General features: G+C 64.6%; 12 protein-coding genes. All 12 read left to right on the forward strand.

Features of this window, described 5'->3' with window-relative positions:
* The first annotated feature begins 35 nt into the window (after window positions 1-35).
* The 12 genes from M0D43_RS03890 (at window position 36) to bamA (ending at window position 13335) form a co-directional block, all read left to right on the forward strand.
* Window positions 36-356 carry a hypothetical protein gene (locus tag M0D43_RS03890; protein ID WP_252163627.1) on the forward strand — a complete coding sequence of 107 codons (321 nt, stop codon included), beginning with the start codon at window positions 36-38 and terminating at the stop codon, window positions 354-356.
* 2 nt (window positions 357-358) lie between these two features.
* Window positions 359-1066 (forward strand): fimbrial biogenesis chaperone, encoded by a 708-nt coding sequence (locus tag M0D43_RS03895; RefSeq protein ID WP_252163628.1) that lies wholly within the window; start codon window positions 359-361, stop codon window positions 1064-1066.
* A 427-nt stretch (window positions 1067-1493) separates the two neighbouring features.
* Window positions 1494-2297 carry a 30S ribosomal protein S2 gene (gene rpsB, locus M0D43_RS03900; RefSeq protein ID WP_101363299.1) on the forward strand — a complete coding sequence of 268 codons (804 nt, stop codon included), beginning with the start codon at window positions 1494-1496 and terminating at the stop codon, window positions 2295-2297.
* A 169-nt stretch (window positions 2298-2466) separates the two neighbouring features.
* Complete coding sequence (gene tsf, locus M0D43_RS03905) at window positions 2467-3345, forward strand: translation elongation factor Ts (RefSeq protein ID WP_260807976.1); 879 nt, start codon at window positions 2467-2469, stop codon at window positions 3343-3345.
* A gap of 276 nt (window positions 3346-3621) precedes the next feature.
* Window positions 3622-5145, forward strand: coding sequence for a sensor domain-containing diguanylate cyclase (locus M0D43_RS03910; protein WP_252163630.1), 1524 nt, complete (start codon window positions 3622-3624; stop codon window positions 5143-5145).
* 107 nt (window positions 5146-5252) lie between these two features.
* Window positions 5253-5975: a UMP kinase gene (gene pyrH, locus M0D43_RS03915; RefSeq protein ID WP_010366166.1), complete on the forward strand. Its 723-nt coding sequence runs from the start codon at window positions 5253-5255 to the stop codon at window positions 5973-5975.
* Window positions 5976-6158: 183 nt separating this feature from the next.
* Window positions 6159-6716 (forward strand): ribosome recycling factor, encoded by a 558-nt coding sequence (gene frr, locus M0D43_RS03920; RefSeq protein ID WP_101363303.1) that lies wholly within the window; start codon window positions 6159-6161, stop codon window positions 6714-6716.
* Between the two features lie 17 nt (window positions 6717-6733).
* Window positions 6734-7495 carry a polyprenyl diphosphate synthase gene (uppS, locus tag M0D43_RS03925; RefSeq protein WP_162301025.1) on the forward strand — a complete coding sequence of 254 codons (762 nt, stop codon included), beginning with the start codon at window positions 6734-6736 and terminating at the stop codon, window positions 7493-7495.
* Window positions 7492-8319 (forward strand): phosphatidate cytidylyltransferase, encoded by an 828-nt coding sequence (locus M0D43_RS03930; RefSeq protein ID WP_101363305.1) that lies wholly within the window; start codon window positions 7492-7494, stop codon window positions 8317-8319. Before uppS ends, M0D43_RS03930 begins: the two co-directional genes overlap by 4 nt.
* Window positions 8320-8321: 2 nt before the next feature.
* On the forward strand, window positions 8322-9512 hold the full coding sequence (locus M0D43_RS03935; protein ID WP_252163631.1) for a 1-deoxy-D-xylulose-5-phosphate reductoisomerase: 1191 nt from the start codon (window positions 8322-8324) through the stop codon (window positions 9510-9512).
* A gap of 26 nt (window positions 9513-9538) precedes the next feature.
* Window positions 9539-10885, forward strand: a complete 1347-nt coding sequence (rseP, locus tag M0D43_RS03940; RefSeq protein ID WP_260807977.1) for an RIP metalloprotease RseP — start codon at window positions 9539-9541, stop codon at window positions 10883-10885.
* Between the two features lie 83 nt (window positions 10886-10968).
* Window positions 10969-13335: an outer membrane protein assembly factor BamA gene (bamA, locus tag M0D43_RS03945; RefSeq protein ID WP_162301026.1), complete on the forward strand. Its 2367-nt coding sequence runs from the start codon at window positions 10969-10971 to the stop codon at window positions 13333-13335.
* The last annotated feature ends 62 nt before the right edge of the window (window positions 13336-13397 follow it).

Here is a 13397-nt window from a genome sequence, read left to right on the forward strand (position 1 = left end):
TCGCATGGGGGACGTCGCTATTTGTTACGTCTCCAATGCAAACGATTGCCTCCATGACACTGGTCACCGTCTTTAAAAGTCTGACCGTGGTTGCGCTCGTCCTCACCGCGACAGCAGCCAGTGCCGCCGCCGGCCGCGGCCCGGAAAATTCCACCCTGCACATCGGCTTGCGGCTGCTCAGCGGCTGCGAGCTGCGCACCACCCCGCCACGTGCCAGTTGCTCCAGGGGCACGCCGATGGCGATCGCCCAGCCGGCACGCGGCACCGAAGCCCCCACCAGCACCGGCCAGGATGCCAGCGCACTTGCCGGGCCAGCGCCCGCCAGTGCGGCACGCATGACCACGATTGCGTTCTGACTATGACCACGCCCCGCTTGCTTGGTTGCTGGCTCGCGCTCGGAATGGCCTGCCTGGCACCGAATGGCAGCGTTGCCGCTGCCGAAATCGCGATTGCCCCCACCACGGCGCACATTCCCGCTGACAGCGACCAGACCGCCGTCTGGCTCTACAACCAGGCCGCAGTACCGTGGCACGCCGAAGCCAAGCTGTACCGGTGGAGCCAGGACGGCGACCGTGAGCTGCTTGAGCCCGCCAAAGCCGCCACCGTCAGCCCGAGCCATTTCGAAATCCCGCCGCAAGGGCGGCAGTTATTGCGGGTGATCCGTCTGGGCCCAAGTCCGGAACAGACCGAAGACAGCTACCGCCTGGTGGTGACCCAGCATGCCTCGGAAGGCGACACCGAACTGTTGCGGTATTCCACGCCAGTCTTCGTCCTGCCCAGCGAGCCGGGCGATGCGCACCCGGCTCTGCAGGCAACCCTGTCGGTCGATGGCGCCGGTCTTGTCTTGAACGTGCATAACGCAGGACTTCACCATGCGCGCCTGGCCGACCTGGCCTACATCGACGCCGGCGGCACCCGCCGCAGCATTCGCGACAACCTGGCCGGCTACGTCCTGCCCGGCCAGACCCGTCAGTGGGCATTGCCGGGCAACCTGACCGTCGGCCATGGCCGTTTCGTGGCACGCGTCAACAGCGATATCGAAACGACGCTGGCGCTGCAGCCGTAGGGATCGGGAATCGAGAATGGGGAATCGGCAGGCGCATCGGCGCCGTCGACTGCATGCGGGGCGTCCGGACGGCCAAGCTCTTGCGATCCCGATTGCCGATTGCCGATTCACAGGCCTGAAGGCCTGGCGGACGCCGGCATTGAACCAATTGCACAGCCCCGGCCTGCCGGCTATACTCCCCCGGCTGTTTTGCGTCTTTCACGCATTGCGTCGTTCACGTCGGACGTCACCGACGAATTCACACCTGCTGCCGCCATCCGCGCCGGGGTGCCCTCACACAGGGTTCGTCGCGGAGGCAACAGGGAAGCCCAACCCCGGAATCGAGTGCGTTTTGATGCGAGTCCCTCGCAACAGCCCGCACATCCATGTGCGGACTCTTCAAAGTCAAGGCCGCGCACGGTGATTCCGCTCTTACGGAGTTACTGCAATGCCCCAAGTCACCATGCGTCAGATGCTGGAAGCCGGCGTCCATTTCGGCCACCAGTGCCGTTACTGGCACCCCAAGATGGCGCCGTACATCTTCGGCGCGCGCGGCAAGATCCACATCATCAACCTCGAGAAGACCGTTCCGCTCTTCAACGACGCGATGAACTTCCTGTCCTCGATCGCGCAGAAGCGCGGCACCATCCTCTTCCTGGGCACCAAGCGCAGCGCGCGCGAGTCCATCAAGGAAGAAGCCGAGCGTTGCGGCATGCCCTTCATGACCCAGCGCTGGCTGGGCGGCACGCTGACCAACTTCCGCACCGTCAAGCAGTCGGTTGCCCGTCTGAAGGAACTGGAAGCCGCCGAAACCGACGGCACCTTCGAAAAGCTGGTCAAGCACGAAGTGCTGGGCCTGCGTCGCGAGCGCGAGAAGCTGGACGCCTCGCTGGGTGGCATCAAGGAAATGAACCGTCTGCCCGACGCGATCTTCGTGATCGACATCGGCCATGAAGACATCGCCATCAAGGAAGCCAAGAAGCTCGGCATCCCGGTGATCGCCGTGGTTGATACCAACTACGATCCGGCCCTGGTCGACTACGCCATCCCGGGTAACGACGACGCCATCCGCGCCGTGCAGCTGTACGCACGTGCCGCTGCCGATGCGGTGCTGGAAGGCAAGGCTGCTGCGCCGAACTCGGCGTCGGTGCGCGAAGAAGAGTTCTCGGCCGAAGCCGCCGACGAAGGCAAGGGCCGTCGCGCTCCGGCCAAGAAGGGCGAGAAGAAGGCCGACGCCCCGGCTGCCGAGTAATCGGCATGCAATGCGGCCGCACCATGCTGTGCGGCCGCAGCCCCGACGGCGCCCTTGCGGCCCGTCGCCGAGGCCGCTGACTACATCTACGGGGGCGGCGGCACGCTGCACCGTCTCCTACTGGCGGAAACACTTCCGCTGCACGCATTCGTCCATATGAGGTAATTCCATGGAAATCACTGCTTCCCTGGTCAAGGAACTGCGCGAGCGCACCGGCGCCGGCATGATGGAGTGCAAGAAGGCACTCGTCGAAAACACAGGCGACATCGACGCCGCGGCCGAGTGGCTGCGCAAGTCGGGTCTGGCCAAGGCCGACAAGAAGGCTGACCGCGTTGCCGCCGAAGGCCGCATCGCCACCGCCCAGGCCGGCGGCAAGGCCGTACTGGTCGAAGTCAATTCCGAGACCGACTTCGTCGCCAAGGACGAGAACTTCCTGGCCTTCACCGAAGTTGTGGCCAACGCCGCACTGAACTCGGATGCTGCCGATGCCGAAGCGCTCAAGAGCGTCAAGCTCGACAGCGGCGAGACCATCGAAGAGCGTCGCGCCGCGGTGATCGCCAAGGTTGGCGAAAACCTGCAGGTACGTCGCCTGGTCCGTATCGACAGCGCCAACAACGTCGCGGCCTACGTGCACGGCGGCCGTATCGGCGTGCTGGTCGAGCTGAAGGGTGGCGACGTCGAGCTGGCGCGCGGCATCGCGATGCACATCGCCGCGATGAACCCGCCGCACGTCAAGGCCTCCGACGTTCCGGCCGAATTCGTTGCCAAGGAAAAGGAAATCGAACTGGCCAAGATGTCTGAGAAGGACAAGGCCAAGCCGGCCGAAATCCTGGAAAAGATCATCAGCGGCAAGATCAGCAAGATCGTCAACGAAGTGACGCTGTACGGCCAGCCGTACGTGCTGAACACCGACCAGACCGTCGAGCAGGCCGTCAAGGCCGCCGGTGCCGAAGTGATCGGCTTCCAGCGCCTGGCCGTTGGCGAAGGCATCGAGAAGGTGGTGGAAGACTACGCCGCCGAAGTGATGAAGCAGGCCGGTCTGGCCTGATCTTCGCCACTCGGAAAAAAGCCGCGGCATGCCGCGGCTTTTTTTTGCCTGCGCGCCACGCATCCGCAGCGTGGCGCGAATCTGAAGCGACCGCATCCGGCAGCGTGACAAGCGGCCGCAACGCTACAGATGCGATCAGCATTGCCGTTACCTCACGATGGCGACCGGGCTTTTGGCATCCATCACGCACGTTTTCCCGCGCGGCAATGGCAGGGCATGGCGCGCCCCACTCAACGACCACAGCTGTATGCTTGTGGTCACTGTCGGCGATGACTCATGCAACCAGATCTCCAGGCCGCCCTGCGCTATTGCCGTAACCTGCCATCGCCTCCCGGCATTGCGCTGCGCATCATCGAACTTGCGCAGGACCCGGATGTGGACATGACCACCACCGCCAACGTCATCGGCATGGACATGGCATTGACCGCGCGCATGTTGCGGGTGGCCAATTCGCCGCTGTACGCCAGCCGCCGCCGCGTCGACAACCTGGGCCAGGCGCTGACCATGCTCGGCCTCAATGCGACCCTGAGCCTGGCGCTGGGATTTTCGATGGTGCACGGCGTGCGCAGCACCTTCACCGCGCATCCGTTGCATGAGCGCATCTGGCGCCGCGCCGGCCTGTGTGCGTTGGCCAGCCGTATCCTGGGCCAGGCCTACGGCATCCGCAAACCCGAAGAATTGATGTTGGCCGGTCTGCTGCAGGACATCGGCAAACTGGCCCTGCTGCAAGGCGCGCCCGAGGTGTACGGGCCGCTGCTGGAACACGCACCCGACAACGCCTCATTGCTGGAAGCCGAACGCGAACACCTGGGCGCCACCCATGCAGAAGTCGGCGCGTGGCTCGCGCATCAGTGGCAGTTGCCGCCGTACCTGCAGAATGCGATCGCACAGAGCGAAGAAGAACCGGCGAGCCTGGAGCCTTTCATGGCCTGCGTGGCGCTGTCCGGACGCTTGGCCGATATCTGGCTCTCGGCCAGTGCGGCCACCGCCACCGAACATGCCCAGCGGCAGGCCCAGGACGTGCTGGAGCTGGATGCCGAACGCTTCGAAAAAGTGATCGAACGCATCGCCGAATCACTACCGGAACTGGAGGCACTGTTCGACATCCGCGTGCCGCAACCCGAGCACATCCAGATGATCTTCGAGCAGGCACGCGAGCTGGCGATGCTGCGCAGCCTGCGTGAATTGCAGGACGTGGCCGAAGCGCGCCGGCATGCCGACGAATCGGAAAACCGGATGCGCCACTTGGCCGAACAGGCCAGCCGCGATGCACTGACCGGGGTGTTCAACCGGCATCAGCTCGGCACTGCGCTGACGCATGAATTCGAACTGGCCTCGCGCCAGGGCTGGCCGCTGTCGATCGCCTTCATCGACCTGGACGAATTCAAGCGCGTCAACGATGCGCACGGGCATCTGGTCGGTGATGAAGTATTGCGCAACTTCGCGCAAACGCTGCAACGAATGGTGCGCACCAGCGACCTGGTGGCGCGCTACGGCGGCGAAGAATTCCTGGTGATCCTTCCCAATACGCCCGCCGATGCGGCGTTGATGGTGATCGAACGCATCCTGACCGAAACCGCACGCACGCCGATGGCGCAACTGCCGGGCGGCCCGCTGCATATCACCTTCTCCGCAGGCCTTGCCACGCACGGCGGTGTCGAGCGCCAGTTCGAAAGCATCGAACATTTATTGCAGGCGGCAGACAGCACGCTGTATCGCTCCAAGCATCGTGGCCGCAACCGCGTCACTGCATACGATGCGACCGATATCCCGACACCGCCAAACCTGCGCGCACACTGAGCACCTGGTCACGCCGCTGCCAACGAAGGAATTTTTACCACGCCAGGTGACGGGCTTCCGCTAGAATTGCCGGCGTTTGCCGATCCCCTACCCCCGAGGTCTCCCCCATGTCCGAACTTTCCTATCGCCGCATTCTTCTCAAACTTTCCGGGGAGGCGCTGATGGGAGACGGGGATTACGGCATCGACCCCAAGGTCATCAATCGCCTTGCGCATGAAGTGATCGAAGCCCAGCAGGCTGGCGCGCAAGTGGCGCTGGTGATCGGCGGCGGCAACATCTTCCGCGGCGCCGGCCTGGCTGCCAGCGGCATGGACCGCGTCACCGGCGACCACATGGGCATGCTGGCCACCGTGATCAATGCGCTGGCGATGCAGGACGCGCTGGAAAAGCTCGGCGCCAAGGTGCGCGTGATGAGCGCGATCAAGATTAACGACGTCTGCGAGGATTTCATCCGCCGTCGTGCGATCCGCCATCTGGAAAAGGGCCGCATTGCCATCTTCGCCGCCGGCACCGGCAACCCGTTCTTCACCACCGACTCGGGCGCAGCGCTGCGCGCGATCGAGATCGGTGCCGACCTCCTGCTCAAGGCAACCAAGGTCGACGGCGTGTACGACAAGGACCCGAAGAAGCACACCGACGCGGTGCGCTACGACAGCCTGACCTACGATCAGGTGATCATGCAGGGCCTGGAAGTGATGGATACTGCCGCCTTCGCACTGGCGCGCGACAGTGACCTGCCGCTGCGCATCTTCGGCATGAGCGAGCCGGGCGTGCTGCTGCGCATCCTGCACGGCGAACAGATCGGCACGTTGGTGCAGGGCCGTAGCTGAGGCTCGGGATTGGGGAATCGCAAAGGCGCAGTGCCGCACGCTGCGCCATTGCCTGCCAACCGGGCACCCGGCATGGAAACGGGGCGGCAAGTGAACCGGCTGCGCGGGTCCTGACGACCTGCGAGTCGTGAAACCTCAGTCCCGGCTATAATCCCCGGATTCAGCTCCACACGGATTCCGGCGATGCTCACCCAGATCAAACAAGACGCGCTCACGCGCATGACCAAGAGCATCGATGCTCTGCGCCATTCCCTGACCACCATTCGTACCGGCCGCGCCTCGCCGGCGCTGCTGGACGGCATCAAGGTCAAGGCCTATGGCACCGACACGCCCCTGAATCAGGTTGCCAGCATCAGCGTGTCCGAAGGCCGCTCGCTGGTCATCAGCCTGTTCGACAAGGGCATGATCAAGGACGTGGAAAAAGCCATTTATGCCTCGGATCTGGGCCTGACCCCGACCGTGGTCGGCACCGTGATCCGTCTGAACCTGCCGCCGCTGACCGAGGAGCGCCGCAAGGAGCTCAGCAAGTCCGTGCATGGCGAAGGCGAAGACAGCAAGGTCGCCATCCGCAACATCCGTCGCGATGCCAACCAGCAGGTCAAGGATCTGCTCAAGGACAAGGCCGTCACCGAAGACGAAGCCCGCAGCGCCGAAGACGACATCCAGAAGCTCACCGACAAGGCGATCAAGGATGTGGATGAGGTCGTCAAGGCCAAGGAACAGGAACTGATGACGGTCTGATCGTGGCATCGCCTGCCATGCATCCAGTCCCCTCTGCTGCTGACATACCGCGCCACATTGCCATCATCATGGATGGCAATGGGCGTTGGGCGCAGCGTCGGCGTCGTCCGCGCGTGATCGGCCACCGTGCCGGCGCGCGTGCGGTCAATCGCACGATCGATTTCTGCCTGGAAAAAGGCGTCTCGGCGCTTACCCTGTTCGCGTTCTCCAGTGAAAACTGGGGCCGTCCGCAGGATGAGGTCGACGCGCTGATGAAGCTGTTCCTGCATGCGCTCGACCGCGAGGTTGAAGAACTGCAGCGGCGTGGCGTGCAGGTGCGCTTCATCGGTGACCGCAGCCGCTTCGCCGCACCCTTGCGCGACCGCATGGCCGGTGCCGAGCGCAGCACCGCCGCCAATTCACGGCTGGTGCTGAGCATCGCGGCCAGTTACGGCGGACGCCAGGACATCGCCGCGGCTGCCCGCGCGTTGGCCGAAGACGTCGCCGCCGGCCGCCTGCAACCGCAGCAGATCGACGAAGCACTGCTGTCCAGCCGGGTCGCCCTGGCCGACCTGCCGGCGCCGGATCTGTTCATCCGCACCGGTGGCGATACCCGCATCAGCAATTTCCTGTTGTGGCAGCTGGCATACACCGAGCTGTGGTTCACCGAAACCCTGTGGCCGGAGTTCGATGCCGGCGTGCTGCAGCAAGCGCTGGACGACTATGCCGGGCGCGAACGCCGCTTCGGCCTGACCAGTGCACAGATCGCCGACAAGGCGACGGAGACGTCCTCCGCATGACCAAGACTCGCGTGATTGCCGCGCTGATCATGGCGCCGCTCGCGATTTGCGCGATCGTGCTGCTGCCTACCCAATGGCTGGCCGCGCTGGCGGCGATCCTGTTCCTGACCGGCCTGTGGGAGTGGCTCAAGCTCTCCGGCATCGACGACAGCCTGCCGCGCACCGTGCTGCTGATGCTCAATCTGCTGCTGATGGTGCTGATGGTGTGGGCCTCGGCTGGCTCCATGGTGTTGTTCCAGATTGCGTCGCTCGTGGGCGTGGCGTGGTGGTTGCTGGCGCTGCTGTGGCTGCGCTTTTTCACCTTCGGTGCCGATCATGGCAATGGTCAGGCGCGTGCGCTCAAGCTGGCGGCCGGCACCCTGGCGGTGCTGCCGGCATGGGCGGCGCTGGTGTTGCTGCATGCCAGCCCGGAGAAAGGCAACCTGTGGCTGCTGACCGCGCTGACCATGGTGTGGGCGGCCGACTCCGGCGCCTATTTCGCAGGCCGTGCGTTCGGCAAGCACAAGCTCGCGCCGCGCGTCAGCCCCAACAAGACCATCGAAGGGTTGCTCGGCGGAATGCTTGCCGGCATTGCGGTCGCTTGCGCGTTCGGCTGGCTGGCCGGGCTGACGCTGGCGCATGTGCCGCAGCTGGTGCTGGTTTCTGCGCTGGCAGTGCTGGCCTCGGTGCTGGGCGACCTGTTCGAGAGCCTGCTCAAGCGTCACGCCGGCGCCAAGGACTCGGGCACGCTGATCCCCGGCCACGGCGGCGTGCTGGACCGGATCGACGGCGTGCTCGCCGCCTTGCCGGTGTTCGCACTCGGCAAGGAAATTCTCGGATTCTAGGCATGGCTGGCACTTCTCTTCGTCAGGTCGCCGTATTCGGCGCCACCGGCTCGATTGGCGCATCGGCGCTGGACGTGATCGCACGTCACCCGCAGCGGCTGCGCGCCAGCGTGCTATCGGCCGGCAGCAAGGTCGAGGACCTGCTGGCGCTGTGCGCCACCCACCGGCCTGCGCATGCGGTGATCGCCGATGCGTCGCTGTACCCGGCCCTGCGGGATGGCCTGCGCGCGCTTGGGCTGGCGACGCAGGCGCATGCCGGCGCCAAGGCGCTGGACGCACTGGCTGGCAGCGACGCCTGCGACACCGTGGTGGCGGCGATCGTGGGCGCGGCCGGGCTGCCGTCCACCCTGGCCGCAGCCCGTGCCGGCAAGCGCCTGTTGCTGGCCAACAAGGAATCGTTGGTGCTGGCCGGCGAGCTGCTGACCCGCACTGCAGCCGCCGCTGGCGCTGAAATCATCCCGATCGACAGCGAACACAGCGCCATCTTCCAGTGCCTGCGCTCCTGCGACGCCAGCCGCGGCGTGCGGCGGGTGATCCTGACCGCCTCCGGCGGACCGTTCCGCGGCTGGGACCGCGCCGCGCTGGCGGCGGTCACGCCTGCGCAGGCAGTGGCGCATCCCAAGTGGTCGATGGGGCCCAAGATCTCGGTGGATTCGGCCACCCTGATGAACAAGGGCCTGGAAGTCATCGAGGCGCACCATCTGTTCGGCCTGCCGGGCGAGCAGATCGATGTGCTGGTACACCCACAAAGTCTGGTGCATTCGCTGGTGGAATTCGTCGACGGCTCCACCCTGGCCCAGCTTGGCCTGCCGGACATGCGCACTACCCTGGCGGTAGGGCTTGCCTGGCCGGAGCGGGTGGAATCCGGGGTCGGCGGGCTGGACCTGCTCAGCCAGGGCCGGCTGGATTTCGAGGCCCCGGACACCGTCGCATTCCCGTGCCTGCGCCTGGCCTGGGACGCATTACGGGCTGGCGGCACCGCGCCGGCGATCCTGAATGCGGCCAACGAAGTCGCTGTTTCAGCGTTTCTTCAGGGCCAGGTGGGTTTCCTAGCGATCCCTGCGTTGGTCGAACACACGCTGACAACGCTCCCGCGGCACAATGCCGACACCCTCGACACCCTGCTTTTTGCCGATGCGCAAGCCCGGCAAATCACTGAACGCGCCCTCGCCCACCACGCCCTTCATGCCTGATCGATCCACGCACGCGAGCTGCACACATGGGTGACTTCATCGGTTCGGTCTGGTGGATGATCGTCAGCCTGGGCGTGTTGGTGACCTTCCATGAATTCGGGCATTTCTGGGTCGCGCGACGCTGCGGGGTCAAGGTGCTGCGTTTTTCGGTGGGCTTCGGCAAACCGTTGTGGATGCGCCGCGACCGCCACGGCACCGAGTTCGTGGTTGCCGCCATTCCGCTGGGCGGCTACGTCAAGATGCTCGACGAGCGCGAAGGCGACGTGCATCCGGCCGAGCTGGACCAGGCCTTCAATCGCAAGACCGTGTGGCAGCGCATTGCCATCGTGGCGGCCGGCCCCATCGCCAACCTGTTGCTGTGCATGGCGATGCTGTGGGCGATGTTTGTGGTGGGCAAGCAGGATTATTCGGCCACCGTCGGCCGTGTCGATGGGCTGGCCGCCGAAGCCGGGCTAACGCCGGGCGAGCGCATCGTGCGCATCGACGGCCGCAGCGTGAGCAGCTGGAGTGACGCCAGCATGCAGCTCACCACCGCGGCAATGGACAAGCGCGATATCCGCGTCCTGACCGACTCCGACGCTGCGAGCAGCAGCGAACACACCTTGCGCCTGTCGCAGCTGCCGGTCGGCTTCGACGAGCGCCGGGTGGCTGCGCTGGCCGGCATCGGCTGGCAGTTCATGATGCAGCCGCCGGTGATCGCCGAAGTGGTGAAGGGCTCGGTGGCCGACGGCCTGCTCAAGCCGGGCGACCGCATCGTGGCCATCGACGGCCAGCCGATCCGCTCGGCCGACGACATCATTGCGCAAGTGCAGGCGCTGGGCGCGCATGGCGGCCCGGGCATGATCGAGGTGGCGCGCGGCGAAGACCGTCTGGCACTGGAAATCGCCCCCCGCAAGTCGCCGCAGGGCCAGTGGATGATCGGCGTGCGTCCGGCTGCCGCGCCGGCCCCGGAATACGACAGCCGTCAGCAATACGGGCTGTTCGCCGCCGTGCCGGCTGCGATCCGTGAAACCGGCCGAATGACGGCCGATTCGCTGGGCATGATGAAGCGCATGCTGACCGGCCAGGCCTCGGTCAAGAACATCTCCGGCCCGGTCACCATTGCCCGCGCCGCCAATGCATCGGCCGAACGCGGGCTCGACTGGTTCCTCTATTTCCTGGGATTGCTGTCGCTCAGCCTGGCGATCATCAACCTGATGCCCATCCCGATCTTGGACGGGGGGCATCTGCTGTATTACCTTATCGAGTTGATCAAGGGCAGCCCGATCAGCGAACGGGCCATGATTGCAGGACAATACGTCGGCCTGGCGGTCCTGGCCGGGTTGATGGGACTGGCGTTCTACAACGACATCCTCGGCCTGGTTCCACGATGAAGCTGCTCCACTCTTTCCGCCTGTTGTCGTCGTCATACGCCGGCATCCAGCAACACCCGAATACGACTCCAACCGGATGTGACATGACGCGTCTTCCCACTCGCCGCCTGCTTGCCCTCGCTCTTGCCGCCGGCCTCAGCCTGCCGGCCGTTGCCCTGGCCGCCGAGCCGTTCGTTGCCAGCGACATCCGCGTCGACGGCCTGCAGCGCATTGCCTCCGGCACCGTGTTCACCTATCTGCCGGTGAACCGCGGCGACACCGTGGACGATGCCAAGGTGGCCGACTCGATCCGTGCGCTGTACCGCACCGGCTTCTTCGAGGACGTGCAGCTGGATCGCCAGGGCAACATCCTGGTGATCACGGTCAAGGAGCGTCCGGCGATCAACAAGCTCACCGTGACCGGCAACAAGGACATCAAGTCCGAGGAACTGCTCAAGGGCCTGGGCGACATCGGCCTCACCGAGGGCGGCACCTTCGACCGCCTGAGCCTGGACCGCGTGACCCAGGAACTGACCCGCCAGTACAACAACCGCGGCAAGTACAACGTGGAAATCACCCCAACGGTGAGCCCGCTGGACCGCAACCGGGTCGATGTGGCCATCGCGATCAAGGAAGGCAAGGCGGCCAAGATCCGCCACGTCAATCTGATCGGTACCGAGAAGTTCGCCAACGAGGACATTCTGGACAACTGGGAATCCAAGGAACACAACTGGGCCTCGTGGTACCGCCGCGACGACCAATATTCCAAGGAAAAAATGTCCGGCGACCTGGAGAAGCTCAACTCCTGGTACCTGGACCGTGGCTATGTGGACTTCAGCATCGACTCCACCCAGGTCTCGATCAGCCCCGACAAGCGCGACATGTTCATCAGCGCCGGCGTCACCGAGGGTGAGCAGTACAAGATTTCCGAGATCAAGGTCACCGGCGACACCGTGCTGCCGCAGGCCGACATCGAGCGCCTGGTGATCCCCAAGGCCGGCGACATCTTCTCGCGTGCGCTGCTGGAGTACACCTCCGATGCGATCACCAACACGTTGAGCAACGTCGGTTATGCGTTCGCCAAGGTCAACCCGATCCCGACCCCGAACCGCGAAGACCGCACGGTGGCGGTGAACCTGCAGGTGGTGCCCGGCCCGCGCGTGACCGTGCGCCGCATCCTCTACAAGGGCAATAGCCGTACCTCCGATGAAGTCTTGCGCCGCGAAATGCGCCAGTTCGAAAACACCTGGTACTCGCAGGCGGCGATCGACCGTTCCAAGATTCGTCTGCAGCGCCTGGGCTACTTCGAAAGCGTCGACGTGGAAACGCCTGCGGTGCCCGGCAGCAACGACCAGGTCGACGTGGTCTACAACGTCAAGGAGACCACCTCCGGCAGCTTCGTGTTCGGCCTGGGTTACTCGCAGAGTTTCGGCGTGACCACTTCGGTGCAGTTGTCGCAGAACAACTTCCTGGGCGGCGGCAACCGCGTGGCAGTGGAGGCCTCGCGCAGCAGCTATCAGCAGCGCTATGCGTTCTCCTACACCAACCCGTTCTTTACCGACGATGGCGTGTCGCTGGGCTACAACCTGTCCTGGCGGTCGCTGGATTATTCGGACTTCAACACCGCCCAGTACAACAGCAAGAACGGTTCGGCGCAGGTGGTATTCGGCGTGCCGATTACCGAGAACGACACCGTCTCGGCGATGGTCGGCATCGACAGCAATCAGATCAACACGTTCCAGGGCCAAACCCCCCAGTCGATCATCGACTACATCGATGCAGTCGGTACGCGCACCTTCCACGCCTGGCGCACCGAATTGGGTTGGGCGCGCGACACTCGCAACGATTTCTTCATGCCCACGCGCGGTATGTACCAGCGCGTGGGCCTGGAAACCACCCTGCCCGGCTCCACGGTCGAGTACTACAAGCTCAACTACCAGATCTCAAACTACTGGCCGATCATCCCGGCGCTGGTGTTGAACACGCGCTTCGAGTTGGGCTATGGCGATAGCTATGGCAAGGACAGCACCCGCGTGTTGACCAACCCGGATGGGTCGACCCGGACCGTCACCGCCAGCGGCCTGCCGTTCTATGAGAACTTCTACGCTGGCGGTACCAATTCGGTACGCGGCTTCGAAGACAACACCTTAGGTCCACGCTCGGAGCGCACCTTGAACTACAACCGCGGCCAGCCGCTGGGTGGTTCGTTCAAGACGGTGGGCTCGGTGGAAATGTATTTCCCGAAGCTGTTCGACAGCCCGTCGGCGCGCATTTCGGCGTTCTTCGACTTCGGTAACGTGTACAACGGCGTGGACAACTTCAAGGCGAACGAGCTGCGTGCGTCCACCGGTGTGGCGCTGTTGTGGCGTGCGCCGGTCGGCCCCATTTCGATCAGCTACGCGTTCCCGCTGAAGAAGGAAGACAACGACGAGATCGAGCGTCTGCAGTTCACCTTCGGCGGTCAGTTCTAAGACTGGCTGGAAAAACAATGGCGGCCCGGATGTCCGGGCCGCCATTGTTGTTTGAACAACGT

It is taken from the genome of Xanthomonas prunicola (assembly GCF_025266575.1).
Taxonomy (GTDB): Bacteria; Pseudomonadota; Gammaproteobacteria; order Xanthomonadales; family Xanthomonadaceae; genus Xanthomonas; species Xanthomonas prunicola.